Below are 16159 nucleotides of genomic sequence, written 5' to 3' on the forward strand. Positions count from 1 at the left end.
ACGTTAACTTATATTTTAACCCTGCCATAAGCAACCACCCTCCCCCTCGACCTTTGGCGTAGACGGCTTCCTGATCAAAAAAGGGTGCCGAATGGCACCCAACAACGGACAGACGCGACCCGCTTTGTCGATAAAGCAGCGGGTATTTACTTAAAGTTTTTGCGGTACATCTTGCCAAGCTCCCCCACAATGCCGCTGCGGAAACTCAGCACGCAGACCACGAAAATGATCCCCAGGATGACGCTCACCCAATTACCCAGCGGTGATTGCGCAAGGATATGCTGAAGGCTGACCACCAGGCTTGCCCCCATCACAGGGCCGAGCAAGGTGCCGACCCCACCCAGCAGCGTCATCAGAATCACCTCGCCCGACATATGCCAGTGGGCATCGGTCAGCGACGCCAATTGAAACACCACGGTCTTGGTGGAACCCGCCAGCCCCGCGATCGCGGCAGACAGCACGAAGGCGAGTAGCTTGTAGGCATCCACGTTATAGCCCAGCGAGACCGCCCGGGGTTCGTTTTCGCGAATCGCTTTTAATACCTGCCCGAATGGCGAATGCACCGCGCGCTGAATCAACGCAAAGCCAAACAGGAAGATCGCAAACACGAAATAGTACATGGCGACATTATTACTCAGGTCGATAAAGCCCAGCAGCTCGCCCCGCGGTACGCCGTGAAGCCCATCTTCTCCACCGGTAAAGGGCGCCTGGATGTAGACGAAGAACATCAGTTGCGCCAGCGCCAAGGTCACCATGGCAAAGTAGATGCCCTGGCGGCGGATCGACAGCACGCCGAACAGTATTCCCAACAGCGTCGCTGAAAACGTGCCTGCGATAATTCCCACCTCTGGCGTGAGTCCAGGGTAGCTGGCCAACAGATAACCGGTGACGTAACCGCCACTCGCCAGAAAGGCCGCATGCCCAAACGAAAGCAGCCCCGCGTAGCCAAGTAGCAGATTGAATGCACAGGCAAACAGTGCAAAACAGAGAATTTTCATCAAGAAGACAGGATAGGCCAGAAACGGGGCGACCAACCCTATCGCGATCAGCGCGAGATAGAACATGGTGCGGCGCTGCTTGGCCCGACGCTGCCGCTCGACGACCATCGACGGCGCGGCTATGGCTTCGTGTTGAGATTGCGTCATGGTTTACGCCTCCTTACCGAACAGCCCTGAGGGGCGTAATAACAGAACCAGAATCATCACCAGAAAGATCACCGTATTGGCTGCCTCGGGGTAATAAACTTTTGTTAGCCCTTCGATGATTCCCATCGACAACCCGGTGATAATCGCCCCCAGAATCGACCCCATTCCGCCGATCACCACCACGGCAAACACCACGATCAGCAGGCTGGAGCCCATGGTCGGCGATACCGGATACAACGGCGCCGCCAGCACACCGGCAAAGGCAGCCAGACCAACGCCAAAGCCATAGGTCAAGGTAATCAGCAAGGGCACGTTAACGCCAAACGCCTGCATCAGCTGGGAGTTTTCTGTCCCCGCGCGAAGATAGGCCCCCAGCCGGGTCCGCTCGATCATGAACCAGGTGAACAGGCACATCGCCAGGGCCGCCACCAGCACCCACCCCCGATACACGGGCAGGAACATGAAGCCCAGGTTCATACCGCCCTGTAGCGCTTCAGGGGCGGTATAGCGCGCGCCAGAAACGCCGAAAATATTGACCAGCGTGCCCTCGAATATCAGCGCCAGACCAAAGGTCAGCAATAGGCCGTACAAATGGTCCAGGTGAGCAATACGACGAAGCAAAAAGCGCTCCATCAACATACCGAAAGCCCCCACAACAAGCGGCACCAACACAAGCGCCAGCCAGTAATTGATGCCTAAATAGCGAAAGCCCAGCAGCGCGGCAAAAGCGCCCAGCATGTATTGCGCTCCGTGGGCAAAGTTGACGATCTTCAACAGACCGAAGATGACCGCCAGACCCAGGCTGAGCAGTGCGTAAAAAGCACCGTTCACAAGGCCCAGTGTCAGTTGCCCCAGGAAAACGGCCAATGGCACGCCGAATATCATCGTCATGGTACGACTCTCCCCGACATCAAGCGGGTAGCAGCCAACGACTGCTACCCGAAGATGGATGCTTGTTTATTACCTCTGGGCTGATTTAGTTCTGCACCAGTTCGCACTGACTCTCAGACAGCGGACGGTAAGCTTCTTCGGCGGGAATGGTGCTGAGGATTTCGTAAAGATCCCATTCACCGGTAGATTCCTCAGGGGTTTTCACCTGGGCCAGGTACATGTCATGGATCATGCGGCCGTCTTCACGAATACGACCGTTGCGAGCGAAGAAATCATCGATCGGCATCTCCGCCATCTGGGCACGAACGGTTTCAGGGTCGTCGGTCCCAGCGGCTTCAACGGCTTTCAGGTAATGCATGGTGCTTGAGTAGATACCTGCCTGCACCATGGTCGGCATGCGTTCTTCTTCTGCGTAGTAGCGCTCCGCCCACTCGCGTGACTGATCGTCCATGTCCCAATACCAGCCAGTAGTCAGCAGCAGGTTCTGGGTGGCTTCCAGGCCAAGCGCGTGCACATCGTTAAGGAAAATCAGCAGGCCTGCCAACTGCTGCCCGGATTGCGTCAGACCAAACTGGCTCGCCGTGGTGATGGCATTGACCGTATCGGAGCCCGCATTGGCCAGGCCCACAATCTTGGCACCTGAACCCTGGGCCTGAAGGATATAGGATGAGAAATCGTTGGTCGGGAACGGGTGCCGGACACCACCAACAATTTCACCGCCATTCGCCTCCACCACGCTGGTTACATCGGCTTCCAACGCATGACCGAAGGCATAATCCGCCGTCAACATGAACCAGCTGTCACCGCCCTGATCCACCACCGCTTTAGCGGTACCGTTGGCGAGCGGGTAAGTGTCGTATACCCAATGAATGTGATTAGGCGTGCAGTGCTCGTTGGTGATACTCGACGCCGCAGAGCCAGACACAATCGCCAGGCCATCGTTTTCTTCGATCACATTGCTGACGGCGATCGACACCGATGACGCCACCAGGCCGCCAACCATGTCGACGTTGTCCTCGTCGATCCAGCCGCGCACGGTATTGGCGCCGACGTCAGCACTGTTGCGATCATCAGCACTGGAAATAACGATGGGCGCGCCGTTGACGCTGCCGCCAAAGTCCTCAACCGCCATTTCCATGGCGGTTAAGCCACCAGGGCCAGCAAGATCACGGTAGGTACCCGACATATCGGCTAAATAGCCAATACGCACTTCGTCGTCACTCATTTGCGCCTGGGCATTCGAGGCCATCAGGCTGGTGGCTGCCGCCGCGGCAACACAGCAGGCTAGCGTTTTCTTGTTAAATGTCATGCTATTCTCCTGACTCTAGAGAGCCTTTGTTGTTGTGATACAGGCGAAATATCAAGCGTGCTTGGTCAAGCATGTGGCTTGTGAAATAAAGCTTGAAAACCGTGTCGGGTTATACCCCCAGCATTGAATTGAGATGCTCACGGCGGCTTGGCAGCTCGGCTGCGCTGATTTCCTCGACGATCTGCCCGTGCTCCATGACGAAGTGGCGATCCGCCAGCGGCGCGGCAAAACGAAAGTTTTGCTCCACCAGCACAATGGTCATGCCACGCGCCTTGAGCTGTTCCAGCACCTCACCGAGCTTTTGCACAATCACCGGCGCGAGGCCTTCGGTAATTTCATCCAGCAACAGCATCCGCGCGCCCGTGCGCAAAATACGCGCCATCGCCAGCATCTGCTGTTCACCGCCGGAAAGCCGGGTACCCTGGCTTCTACGCCGCTCGTAGAGGTTAGGAAACATGGCGTAGATTTCATCGAGACTCATGCCGTCTGAACGCACAGTAGGTGGCAGTAAAAGGTTTTCATGCACATCAAGGCTGGCAAAAATGCCACGCTCTTCCGGGCAATAACCAATGCCCAGGCGCGGGATATGGTGCGGCTTCATGTGCAGTGTTTCGTTACCGTTGATGACGATCGAGCCGGAACGCCGCCCTACCATGTTCATGATGGCTTTCAGGGTAGTGCTACGCCCGGCGCCGTTGCGGCCCAGCAAGGTCACCAGTTCACCGCGCTTTACGTCGAAATCGATCCCGTGGAGGATATGCGACTCGCCATAAAAGGCATGCAGATCCTGTACGCGCAGCATTTCCAGGCCTTGAACATTATCGCCAGGTGCCTGATCGATAGGTGCCTGCGCTTCAGCGGTATTCATACGGCAGCTCCTTCCTCTTCGACGGCGTCGCTGCCCATATAGGCTTCGCGCACTAGCGGGTTACGGGAAACGTTGTCGTAATCGCCCTCGGCCAACACGGCCCCCCGCGCCAGAACGGTAATACGATCGCACAGGCGGCTCACCACGCTCAGATTATGCTCTACCATCAAGACGGTACGGCCTTTCGATACCCGCTTGATCAAGGCCACGATGCGGTCGACGTCTTCTGCGCCCATGCCTTGGGTGGGTTCATCCAGCAGCATCATGGTCGGATCAAGGGCCAGCGTGGTGGCGACTTCCAATGCCCGCTTGCGCCCGTAAGGCATCTCAACGGTTAGCGTATCGGCATACTCGCCAAGCCCCACCTCTTCCAGTAATTCGAGGGCACGCTCATTGAGGTGATCCAGCGATTTCTCTGACTTCCAGAAGTGAAACGAGGTACCCAACTTACGCTGGAGCGCCACCCGCACGTTCTCCAGCGCGGTCATATGGGCAAAGACGGCTGAAATCTGGAAGGAGCGCACCAGACCCAATCGCGCGATCTCATTGGATTTCATCGAGGTAATGGGGTTACCCCGATAGAGAATCTCTCCGCGGGTAGGGGGTAGAAATTTGGTCAGCAGATTGAAAACTGTGGTTTTGCCCGCGCCGTTAGGCCCTATCAAGGCGTGGATATGCCCTTCCTGTACCTGGAGATTGACATCGTCCACCGCTGTAAAACCACGAAACTCTTTGGTCAACCCGCGCGTTTCGAGAACGGGCACTTTCCGGACATCGTCTGCACACATGAAGTGGTAAGCCTCTTGTTGTTCTTGTGCTGACTTAGAGCCCCCTGACCCACGATGGCATGCTGATGCATGCCTCATGTTCCAGTGACTTCTTTACACCAGCCTCTATCGACCTCTATCAACTTGCAGAAACAGAATTCGTTAGCTGGCAACATATTCTTACCTTAACGTAAGGTGTAGGTGCAAACTAGCAACCTCTGTCAGGTAATTACAATTACAACTTTGGTCTACGCAAGGGAAAGACACTAACCATGTTTTACAAAAACAACTGAAAATTCAGAAGATTGGCAATTTTCATCAGCAAAACAAAGAAAACAAGATATGCTTTACGTTAACGTAAACTTGTTTTAGCCTCACTGGCAGTGTTCCATAGAAGGTATGCCTTAAGAATGATTCTTGGGAACAATGCCCTTTTGAGAGAACGTCACCATGAGCAAAACCTACTCGATCAGTGAATTGGCCAACGAATTTGATTTGACCACCCGCAGCATCCGTTTCTACGAAGATCAGGAGTTGCTTCACCCCACCCGCCGTGGGCAAACCCGAGTCTACAGCAGTAAGGATCGGGTGCGACTCAAGCTGACCATTCGTGGTAAACGTCTTGGCTTTTCACTCGCCGAAATCCGCGAGCTGTTCGAGCTCTGGGACGAGACCCGCAGCGGTAGTAAAAAACAGCTGAATTTAATGCTCAGCAAGATCGCCGAGCGCAGGGCGGCGCTCGACCAACAGATGAAAGACATCACCATGGTCCAGCTTGAGCTCGAAAGCGCAGAAATTCGCTGCCGCCAGGCGCTGGAAGAACTGAATCAAAAGCAACGCGAAGAAGAGCAGACGGAAACCGATACAACATCGCCCTCTTCATCCGCGACCACGCATTGAACGGATAACGGCACTAGATACCGCCAGCGCGCTTACCAACACACTTTTAAATATCACTATCAACACAATGAACAACAGGTGATTGACCATGTTTTCACACTACTCAGAACTCAATTTCGGTCTTGATGACGAGCTGAATATGCTGCGCGAGCAGGTCAACGCCTTCGCCGCTAGCGAGATCGCCCCCCGCGCTGCCGAGATCGACCAGAGCAATGAATTTCCCAACGACCTATGGAAGAAGTTTGGCGACATGGGCTTGTTGGGGATTACCGTTTCTGAAGAAGATGGTGGCAGCGGTATGGGCTATCTCGCCCATTGTATCGCCATGGAAGAAATTTCCCGCGCCAGCGCCTCGGTGGCGCTCTCCTACGGCGCCCACTCCAACCTGTGCGTCAACCAGATCAAGATCAACGCCTCCGCCGAGCAGAAGGCCAAGTACCTGCCCAAATTGATCAGCGGCGACCATGTGGGGGCGCTGGCCATGTCAGAACCCGGCGCCGGTTCCGATGTGGTTTCCATGCAGTTGCGTGCTAAACGCGATGGCGACCACTACATTCTCAACGGCAACAAGATGTGGATCACCAACGGCCCGGACGCGGATGTACTGGTGGTCTACGCCAAGACCGACCCGGACGCCGGTTCCAAAGGCATTACCGCCTTTATTATCGAAAAAGACATGCCCGGCTTCTCGACCGCCCAGAAGCTCGACAAGCTGGGCATGCGCGGCTCCAACACCTGCGAGCTGGTGTTCCAGGACTGCGCCGTGCCCGCCGAGAATATTCTGGGCGATGAGGGCAAAGGCGTTCGCGTACTGATGAGCGGCCTGGATTACGAGCGCACCGTGCTCGCGGCCGGCCCCATCGGCATCATGCAGGCCGCCATGGATGTGGTGCTGCCCTATATCCACGAGCGCAAGCAGTTCAACCAGTCGATTGGCGAGTTCCAACTGGTGCAGGGCAAGGTAGCGGATATGTATACCACCCTGAACGCCTGCCGGGCCTATCTGTATGCCGTGGCAGGAGCCTGCGACCGCGGCCAGACTTCCCGCAAAGACGCTGCCGGGGTGATTCTCTACTGCGCGGAAAAAGCCACCCAGGTAGCACTGGATGCGATTCAGCTACTCGGCGGCAACGGCTATATCAACGAGTACCCCACTGGCCGCCTGCTGCGTGACGCCAAACTGTATGAAATTGGCGCAGGTACCAGCGAGATTCGGCGGATGCTGATCGGTCGCGAACTCTTCACTGAAACCCTTTAACGAACATCAGCAGGGCCGCGCCATGAGCACCGTGAATAGCCAAATCAATCCCCGCAGCGATGTGTTTCAAGCCAACGAAGCCTCCATGCTCGGTGAAGTCAACAAACTGCGTGAACTGACCGCGGCCATCTCCCAGGGCGGCGGCGCCAAGGCCCGGGAGCGTCACGAAAGCCGCGGCAAACTTTTCGTGCGTGACCGTATCGATCATTTGATCGATGAAGGCTCACCGTTTCTCGAATTTTCAGCGCTTGCCGCCCACCACGTGTATGAAAGCGAGATCCCGGCGGCAGGGGTGGTCACAGGCATTGGCCGCGTTTCCGGCGTCGAGTGCGTGATCGTCGCCAACGACGCCACGGTGAAAGGCGGCACTTACTTTCCGCTGACGGTCAAAAAACATATTCGCGCCCAGGAGATCGCCCGCAAGCATCGCCTGCCATGCATCTATCTGGTCGATTCCGGCGGCGCCTTCCTGCCCCGCCAGGATGAAGTCTTCCCCGACCGTGAACATTTCGGGCGCATCTTCTACAACCAGGCGACCCTCTCCGCCGAGGGCATCCCGCAAATTGCCGTGGTGATGGGCTCCTGTACCGCGGGCGGCGCCTATGTACCCGCCATGGCGGATGAGTCGATTATCGTCAAAGAACAGGGCACGATTTTCCTCGGCGGCCCGCCGCTGGTAAAAGCCGCCACCGGCGAGAGCATCAGCGCTGAAGACCTGGGTGGTGCCGACGTGCACGCCAAGGTCAGCGGCGTGGCCGATCACTATGCGGAAAACGACGCCCACGCACTACAGTTGGCCCGTGCCTGCGTATCACGCTTGAACTGGCAAAAGCGCGGCCAGCTCGCTATGCAGGCGCCCAAGCCCCCAAAGCTCGATCCTTCCGAGCTGTATGGCATTGTCGGCACCGACCTTAAAAAACCCTATGACGTGCGGGAAGTCATTGGCCGCATCGTCGACGGCTCCGACTTCGACGAGTTCAAGCGTTACTACGGCGACACCCTGGTCACCGGCTTCGCCCATATTCACGGCTACCCGGTAGGCATCGTGGCCAATAACGGCGTGCTGTTTTCCGAAAGTGCGGTTAAGGGTGCGCACTTTATCGAGCTGTGCGCCCAGCGCAAGATTCCGCTGATCTTCCTGCAGAACATTACCGGCTTTATGGTCGGCTCCAAGTACGAGCATGAAGGTATTGCCAAGCACGGCGCCAAGCTGGTCACCGCCGTGGCCTGCGCCAAGGTGCCCAAATACACCGTCCTGATTGGCGGCAGCTTCGGCGCCGGTAACTACGGCATGTGCGGCCGCGCCTATGACCCCAACCTGCTGTTCATGTGGCCCAATGCGCGCATTTCCGTGATGGGGGGTGAACAGGCCGCGGGCGTGCTTTCCCAGGTGAAACGCGAGCAGTACGAGCGCGAAGGCCGCGAGTGGACGCCGGAGGAAGAAGAAGCCTTCAAGCAACCCACCCGCGAGCAGTACGAGCACCAGGGCCATCCCTACTACGCCAGCGCCCGCCTTTGGGATGACGGCGTGATTGACCCGCTGCAAACCCGCGATGTGCTGGGGCTTTCACTGGCTGCCGCGATGAATGCCGAAGTCGAAGAGACACGCTTTGGCGTGTTCCGAATGTAACCCCCTTGCTACGCAAGGGAGCTAGAAGCTTGAAGCGATAAGCTGGAAGTCTCGTCCTCACGCTTCGGCGGCAAGGTATCGGGGTTTCTTCCAGCTTCCAGGCGCGAAGCGCCGCTCTTGCAGCTTCCAGCTTTGCTAACGAGGTCCAAGATGTCAGATAACACCTCCTACTCAAGACTCGAAATCGACGAGCGTGGCGTCGCCTGGCTAACCCTGAACCGCCCCGAGGTGCATAACGCCTTCGACGACAGTTTGATCGCCGAGCTGAACGATCACTTGAGTCGGCTGCATTCGCTTGCGGACGCAGGGGATGTGCGCGTGGTGGTACTCGGCTCTGAAGGCAAGAGCTTCTCGGCCGGAGCCGATTTGAACTGGATGAAACGCATGGTCGATTACGACCTGGAGGATAACCTCGCCGACTCCCGCAAACTCGCCGCATTGATGCACGGTCTCGACACACTGCCCTGCCCGACGGTTTGCCGCGTTCAGGGTGCCGCCTTTGGCGGCGCGGTGGGGCTCGCCGCCTGCTGTGATGTAGTGGTTGCATCAGGAAAAGCCAAATTCTGTCTGTCGGAAGTCAAGACTGGCCTTTCGCCCGCCGTCATCAGCCCCTATGTGCAGCGCGCCCTGGGCGAGCGGCAAATGCGCCGCTATGCGCTAACCGCCGAGGTGATAGACGCGGAAATGGCGCTCGCTCTTGGTCTAGTCCACTTGGTAGTGGAGCACGATAAGTTGGACGACGAGGTGGAGACCCTGTTGGCAACGCTGTTAGCAGGCTCGCCCCAGGCCCAGCGTGCCACCAAAGCGCTAATGGCCGCAGTGGCTCAAACGCCTGATAGTGATGCCACCCGCGAGCATACCTGCCAGGTCATCGCCCAGCTGCGGGTAAGCCAGGAGGGCCAGGAGGGTTTATCCAGCTTTTTTGAGAAGCGCCGCCCGGATTGGGTCGACTCCAATAACACATCTAACGCTTCGGAGCGTCGCTCATGAGCCATTCGCCCTCTATCAACACAACAGAAAAAGCTGACAACGCTGCTCGCACAACACCTTTTGACACCCTACTGGTCGCCAACCGCGGCGAAATCGCCTGCCGAGTAATGCGCACGGCACGCCGCATGGGCCTGAAAACCGTCGCCGTCTACTCCGACGCCGATGCCAGCGCTCGCCACGTGCGCGAAGCCGACGAGGCCGTGCGCTTAGGCCCTGCTGCCGCGCGTGAGAGCTATCTCAATATTGGCGCCGTGATAGACGCCGCCAAGCGCACCGGCACCGGCGCGATTCACCCGGGCTACGGCTTTCTTTCCGAGAACGGCAGTTTCGTCAAAGCGCTTGAAGAAGCAGGCATTACCTTTGTGGGCCCGCCCGCCTCGGCCATTGCCGCCATGGGCGATAAATCCGCCGCCAAAGCGCGCATGGCCAATGCGGGTGTACCGCTGGTGCCTGGCTACCACGGGGATGACCAGGACGATACCCTACTGCGCAGTGAAGCTGACCGAATCGGCTACCCGGTCATGCTCAAAGCCAGCGCGGGTGGCGGTGGCAAAGGCATGCGCGTGGTTGAATCGGGTGATGGCTTTCAGGCCGCGTTAGACGGTTGCCGCCGTGAGTCCAAAGCCGCCTTCGGCGACGACCGCATGCTGATCGAAAAATACCTGGTGCAGCCCCGCCATGTGGAAGTGCAGGTATTCTGTGACCGCCACGGCAACGGGGTTTACCTGTTCGAGCGTGACTGCAGCGTTCAGCGGCGTCATCAAAAGGTGATCGAAGAAGCCCCCGCTCCCGGCATGACGGCGGAACTGCGCAGCGCCATGGGCGATGCGGCGGTGCGTGCCGCAAAAGAGATCGGCTACGTGGGTGCAGGCACCGTAGAGTTTCTATTAGACGCGGATGGTTCCTTCTACTTTATGGAGATGAACACCCGCCTCCAGGTCGAGCACCCGGTCACCGAGATGATCACCGGCCAGGATCTGGTCGAGTGGCAACTGCGTGTTGCCATGGGGGAACGGCTCCCGTGTCATCAGGATGAGCTAGCCATCACCGGCCATAGCTTTGAAGCACGTATTTACGCTGAAGACCCGGACCAGGATTTCATCCCCGCCACCGGCCTGCTTACCCGCTTTGCACTGGATCTGGAAGGTGCAGGCTTGAACGCCGATCAGGTTCGCTTGGATAGCGGTGTGGAAAGCGGCGATGCGGTATCGATGCACTACGACCCCATGCTCGCCAAGTTGATTGTGCACGGCCCCGACCGCGATGCGGCGCTGGCGACGCTTAACCGCGCGCTTGCAGCGCTGGACGTTCAAGGGGTGGTCACTAACCGTGCCTTTTTAATGCGCCTGGCGACCCACCCTGGTTTCAAGAACGTGGAGCTGGATACGCGCTTTATCGAGCGCAACGAAGCCACGCTATTCGCGCCGCGAACCTATAGCCGGGAAGACTATGCCAGTGCCGCGCTGATCGGCCTGCACCAGCTTGCCCAGGAATGCGAAAGTGACTCTCCCTGGGATCGCCACGACGGCTTTCGCCTCAACGCGCCCCACACCATACGCATCGCCCTGTGTGACCCGGCAAGTGCTCAAGCACCCGACAGCGATGAAGCGGTGGTCATCGTCGAGGGCAAGCGCAACGCTGGCGAGTCACTTTGGAACCTGACAATCAATGATGAAACGCTCACCGCCAGCCTACAGCCGCTGACCGGCGACGCCGTCGCCGTCACCCTGAACGGCCACCGCCAACGCCTGCAGGCACGCCGGGATGGGCACGTGGTGATCATGGCCGACCCCAGCGGTGAAACCCGCCTGTTCTGGCGGCGTATTGATGCCATTGACCACGGCCACCACGAAGCGGAATCCACCCTCACTGCCCCCATGAACGGCACGGTGGTCGCCTTGCTGGTGGAGCCCGGTATTGCCGTCGAGAAAGGCATGCCGCTGATGGTCATGGAAGCCATGAAGATGGAACACACCATGACCGCCCCCGCGGATGGCAGCGTGGAGATTTTCCATTTTCAAGCTGGCGATACGGTCAGCCAGGGCGCTGTGCTGCTCGACTTTGCGGCCAACGAATAGGAGTCACTCTTATGCCATTGCCTACGTCCGTCAAGCTGTTTGAGATGGCCCCCCGGGATGGCCTGCAAAACGAGCCGGGGGGCATCGTGCCCACGGGGACCAAAATCGCCCTGATCGAACGCCTCGCCAAGGCGGGTATGACGCATATTGAAGCGGCCAGCTTTGTGTCACCCAAGTGGGTGCCGCAAATGGGCGATGCGGCTGAGGTAATGAGCGGCATCAAGCGCCAGCCAGGCGTGGTCTATTCTGCACTGACGCCCAACCTGAAAGGCCTGGAGAACGCCCTGGAAACGGGCGTTGACGAAGTGGCCGTCTTTGGCGCCGCGTCAGAAGCGTTTTCGCAAAAAAATATCAACTGCTCGATTGCCGAGTCACTGGCGCGCTTTGAACCGGTACTGGAACGCGCCCGTGAGGCAGGCATTCGAGTTCGCGGCTACGTCTCCTGCGTGCTGGGCTGTCCGTACGAGGGCGAGATAGCACCTGGCAAGGTGGCCGAGGTAGCCAAGGCACTTTATGACATGGGCTGCTACGAAATTTCACTGGGCGACACCATTGGTGTGGGCACCCCATTGGCTGCCAGGCGCATGATCGAGGCGACGCGCCAGCAGGTGCCCGTCGAGTTCCTGGCCGCTCATTTCCACGATACTTACGGCATGGCGCTGGCGAATCTTTACGCGGTAATGGAAGAAGGCGTCAGCGTGATCGATGCCGCCACCGCCGGGCTCGGCGGCTGCCCCTATGCCAAGGGCGCTTCCGGCAATGTGGCCACCGAAGACGTACTCTACCTGCTTGAAGGGCTGGGGATTCAAACGGGCATCGACCTGCAGGCCGTGATCGATACCGGCTACTGGATTACCGGCCAGTTAGGCCGCAAGCCCAGCTCTAAAGTCGCCCTGGCAAAAGGCCGCGCCAGCTCATAACAAGCAACAAACCGTCGCGGCCCTCGCTCGGACAAGACAATAATATTTGGAGAGATACCATGGCATCACCTGCACTTACCCTTCCAAGCTACACCAGCAGCACCGCCCACAAGCCGCTGCTGGGCATGACCATTGGCGATAAATTTGACCAGATCGCCGCGCAGTACCCGGATAACGACGCCTTGATTGCATTACACCAGAATATTCACTGGTGCTACCGCGAGCTTCAGGATGAAGTGAACCGCTGTGCCCGAGCCCTGCTGGCTATTGGCGTCAAAAAAGGTGATCGTGTGGGCATCTGGGCGCCCAACTGCAGCGAATGGACCGTCACCCAATTCGCCACTGCCAAAATTGGCGCCATCCTGGTCAATATTAATCCCTCCTACCGGACCCATGAATTGGAGTACGCGCTGAATCAATCCGGTGCCCGCTTTCTGGTGACGGCCAACCGTTTCAAAACCTCGGACTACAGCGCCATGCTGTATGAACTGGCGCCAGAACTTAACACCTGTACCGAAGGCCAGTTGACGTCACAAAAGCTGCCCGAGCTTGAGTGCGTGATTAATTTAAGCGCCGATAAACACCCCGGTATGTGGCGTTGGGCCGACATGATGGAAGCGTCTCGCCACGTCAGCCAAACCGACGTTGACGACCTGCAGGCCACGCTCCAGTTCGACGACCCGATCAATATTCAGTACACCTCGGGTACCACGGGCTTCCCCAAAGGGGCGACGCTCTCCCACCACAACATTCTCAACAATGGCTTCTTCGTTGCTGAAAGCATGGGCTTTACCAACGAAGATCGCCTGGTGATCCCGGTGCCGCTCTATCACTGCTTTGGCATGGTGATGGGCAACCTGGGCTGCATGACCCATGGTGCGGCCATGATCTACCCTGATGAAGGCTTTGACCCCGGCGCCGTGCTAAAGGCGGTGCACGAACAGAAAGCCACCGCACTGTACGGCGTGCCCACCATGTTTATCGCCGAGCTGGATCACCCGGATTTCCCTGATACCGACCTCTCGTCGCTGCGCACCGGTATCATGGCGGGTTCCATCTGCCCTGCCGAGATCATGAAGCAGGTCATCAGCAAGATGAACATGAAGGGCGTGCAGATCGCCTACGGCATGACCGAAACCAGCCCGGTGTCCACCCAGACCGGTGCCGATGACAGCCTTGATAAGCGCGTTTCCACCGTGGGGCGTACCCAGCCGCACCTGGAAACCAAAATCGTTGACCCCGGCAACGGCGGTATTCTGCCCCGTGGCGAAATCGGCGAGCTGTGTACCCGCGGCTACAGCGTCATGTTGAAGTACTGGAACAACGACAAGGCCACCGCGGAGGCGATTGACGAAGCAGGCTGGATGCACACCGGCGACCTGGCCACCATGGACGAAGAGGGTTACATCCAGATCGTCGGTCGCATCAAGGACATGGTGATTCGCGGCGGGGAAAACGTCTATCCCAAGGAGATCGAGGAATTCCTTTACGCCCACCCAGCCATTTCAGAAGTACAGGTGACCGGTGTGCCGGACAAGAAGTATGGCGAAGAGCTGATTGCCTGGGTCAAGCTCAACAGCACCGCCGATGAAGTCACTGGGGAAGAACTGCGCGAGTACTGCAAGGGCAAGATCACCCACTTCAAGATTCCGCGCTACTTCAAATTCGTCGATGAGTTCCCGATGACCGTCACCGGCAAGATCCAGAAATTCAAAATGCGCGAGATTTCCATTCAAGAGCTCGGGTTAGACGACTAGCGGCACACGCTGGCGGCTCGTCGGCTAGCGAAGGAGCATCAAATGGCTTTTCATTCGCCTCTGGTGACGCATTACCAGCAGGCACTGCGCGATCGCGAAGTGCTTGAACAAATCCGGGCCCATTACCCTGACGGACCGACGCTGCCCCAGCTTGCCCCCCTGGACCAACTGCATATTGGCGGCATGGCCGCGTCCGCCAGGTTGCTGAACCTGATTGACCCCGTTGCCCCCACACGCGTGCTGGATATTGGCGCTGGTCTGGGTGGGCTAATGCGCCAGGGAGCGACGCTGGGTTATCACATGGTCGGCCTCGACCTCACCCATCGGTTTAACGTACTCAACCAATCGCTTAGCGCGCTGGCAGTCAACGCAGGCAGCCCGACGCTTGTCTCTGTCACTGCTGATGCCTGTGCCTTGCCGTTTGGTTCGAGGTGTTTCGATGCGGTGGTCTTCCAGCACAGCCTGCTCAACATGCCCGATGCGGCCAGGGTGATGGATGAATGTCACCGCGTGCTGAGCGCGAACGGTCAACTGGTGATGCACGAAGTGATCAGTGGCCCCAACGTGGAAGACCTTGTCTACCCCGTACCTTGGGCGGCTTCACCAGCGCATTCCCATTTACTTACCCAGGATGCATTAGTCCATCTACTCGAATCGAAGGGCTTTCACATTCAACACCTCGACGACTGGACCGATACGGCCCTTGAGTGGCGGCAGCGCCAACTGCAAAAAGAACAGACCCCGCGGTCAGCTGCACTTTCACCAGCGTGGGTTTTTGGCGACCGCTTTACCCAAATGGGCAAGCACCTGGTCGAAAACCTGGTCAATGGGGCAATTAAATTGGTAGAAATCAAGGCCAGTTGCTACGCTTACTAGGTCTACCCTTTCATTACGCTTCTAGGTGTAAGAAAAATGCCAATGAAACGCTTGGCAAGCACCCTCCTTTTTTGCGCCGTGCCTTACGCTGGCGCCCATGCTGCTGACGAGTTCGCGCCCGCCACGTCGTATGCCTTGCCGCAAAGTGAGTTAATGCAGCTGGACAATGGCGTCATCCTCGAAGGCAGCGACCTGAGCAGTATCGACAGTTACACCAGCGGCTTCCGGTTAACCGCTGGCTTCAGCCCATGGCAGTTGCCCCAGTTGGATATCGGCGCTGAACTGGCCTACCGCGAGAGCGAAGAAGTGCCTATCTCATCAAGTATTAAGCCGTTGATCATGGACACCCTCAGCCTAGGCGGCGCTGTGGTGGCAGGCATCCGCATGGGGGCATTCAGCGTTTACGCAAAATCAGGCCTCACTGAATGGCGCGGTGAAAGCTACCGGCCAATGCAAGACATCGATGAAAGCGGCACCGCCCTACTGCAAGGGTTTGGCGCCACCCTCACCGTCGACCGCCTCGTCAGCCGCCTGGAATACGAGCGGGTCGATGACCCCACCCTTGATCATCTCAATATGCTCAGCGCTTCATTGCATCTGCCGTTTTAACTTTTTTCCCCACAGCCTACTTCGCGTTCTTGTGATGCCCCATTGATCTGTAAGCGATCTCTTACACATGTAAGAGATCGCTGTGACGTGCCCTGCAAGGGTTGCGCTTCGCTTCTGGCTCGCTATTCTGACCGTTTTCATTAGCGATTAATGGTCCAGGG

Annotated in this window: 14 protein-coding genes; 9 read left to right on the top strand and 5 right to left on the bottom strand. The window is 57.9% G+C overall.

Annotated features, from left to right (window positions below; translation table 11 throughout):
- Nucleotides 1–146: 146 nt before the first annotated feature.
- The 5 genes from IT895_RS10345 to IT895_RS10365 form a co-directional block, all read right to left on the bottom strand.
- Nucleotides 147–1145 carry a branched-chain amino acid ABC transporter permease gene (locus IT895_RS10345; RefSeq protein WP_199283417.1) on the bottom strand — a complete coding sequence of 333 codons (999 nt, stop codon included), beginning with the start codon at nt 1143–1145 and terminating at the stop codon, nt 147–149.
- A 3-nt stretch (nt 1146–1148) separates the two neighbouring features.
- Complete coding sequence (locus IT895_RS10350) at nt 1149–2036, bottom strand: branched-chain amino acid ABC transporter permease (protein WP_066320111.1); 888 nt, start codon at nt 2034–2036, stop codon at nt 1149–1151.
- An 85-nt stretch (nt 2037–2121) separates the two neighbouring features.
- The gene (locus IT895_RS10355) at nt 2122–3345 is read right to left on the bottom strand and encodes an ABC transporter substrate-binding protein (RefSeq protein WP_066320109.1); all 1224 of its coding nucleotides are present in this window, start codon (nt 3343–3345) and stop codon (nt 2122–2124) included.
- Nucleotides 3346–3454: 109 nt separating this feature from the next.
- Nucleotides 3455–4213 (bottom strand): ABC transporter ATP-binding protein, encoded by a 759-nt coding sequence (locus IT895_RS10360; protein WP_199283418.1) that lies wholly within the window; start codon nt 4211–4213, stop codon nt 3455–3457.
- Nucleotides 4210–5001, bottom strand: a complete 792-nt coding sequence (locus tag IT895_RS10365) for an ABC transporter ATP-binding protein (RefSeq protein ID WP_199283419.1) — start codon at nt 4999–5001, stop codon at nt 4210–4212. The genes IT895_RS10360 and IT895_RS10365 overlap by 4 nt, the downstream gene beginning before the upstream one ends.
- Before the next feature lie 429 nt (nt 5002–5430).
- Here IT895_RS10365 and IT895_RS10370 point away from each other — a divergent pair, with 429 nt between their 5' ends.
- From IT895_RS10370 to IT895_RS10410, 9 genes are all read left to right on the top strand, one after another.
- Entirely contained in the window at nt 5431–5880 is a 450-nt protein-coding gene (locus IT895_RS10370) for a MerR family transcriptional regulator (protein WP_066320101.1), read from the top strand.
- A gap of 88 nt (nt 5881–5968) precedes the next feature.
- On the top strand, nt 5969–7138 hold the full coding sequence (locus IT895_RS10375; RefSeq protein ID WP_066320097.1) for an isovaleryl-CoA dehydrogenase: 1170 nt from the start codon (nt 5969–5971) through the stop codon (nt 7136–7138).
- A 22-nt stretch (nt 7139–7160) separates the two neighbouring features.
- Nucleotides 7161–8768 carry a carboxyl transferase domain-containing protein gene (locus IT895_RS10380; RefSeq protein WP_066320094.1) on the top strand — a complete coding sequence of 536 codons (1608 nt, stop codon included), beginning with the start codon at nt 7161–7163 and terminating at the stop codon, nt 8766–8768.
- A gap of 150 nt (nt 8769–8918) precedes the next feature.
- On the top strand, nt 8919–9758 hold the full coding sequence (locus IT895_RS10385) for an enoyl-CoA hydratase/isomerase family protein (protein WP_199283420.1): 840 nt from the start codon (nt 8919–8921) through the stop codon (nt 9756–9758).
- On the top strand, nt 9755–11836 hold the full coding sequence (locus IT895_RS10390; RefSeq protein WP_267905853.1) for an acetyl/propionyl/methylcrotonyl-CoA carboxylase subunit alpha: 2082 nt from the start codon (nt 9755–9757) through the stop codon (nt 11834–11836). The genes IT895_RS10385 and IT895_RS10390 overlap by 4 nt, the downstream gene beginning before the upstream one ends.
- A gap of 11 nt (nt 11837–11847) precedes the next feature.
- Nucleotides 11848–12756: a hydroxymethylglutaryl-CoA lyase gene (locus IT895_RS10395; protein ID WP_199283421.1), complete on the top strand. Its 909-nt coding sequence runs from the start codon at nt 11848–11850 to the stop codon at nt 12754–12756.
- Between the two features lie 59 nt (nt 12757–12815).
- Complete coding sequence (locus tag IT895_RS10400; protein ID WP_199283422.1) at nt 12816–14513, top strand: AMP-binding protein; 1698 nt, start codon at nt 12816–12818, stop codon at nt 14511–14513.
- A 42-nt stretch (nt 14514–14555) separates the two neighbouring features.
- Nucleotides 14556–15389: a class I SAM-dependent methyltransferase gene (locus IT895_RS10405; protein WP_199283423.1), complete on the top strand. Its 834-nt coding sequence runs from the start codon at nt 14556–14558 to the stop codon at nt 15387–15389.
- A 36-nt stretch (nt 15390–15425) separates the two neighbouring features.
- Nucleotides 15426–15998: a hypothetical protein gene (locus IT895_RS10410; RefSeq protein WP_442786517.1), complete on the top strand. Its 573-nt coding sequence runs from the start codon at nt 15426–15428 to the stop codon at nt 15996–15998.
- The last annotated feature ends 161 nt before the right edge of the window (nt 15999–16159 follow it).

The organism is Halomonas sp. A40-4, from assembly GCF_015767635.1.
GTDB lineage: Bacteria > Pseudomonadota > Gammaproteobacteria > Pseudomonadales > Halomonadaceae > Vreelandella > Vreelandella janggokensis.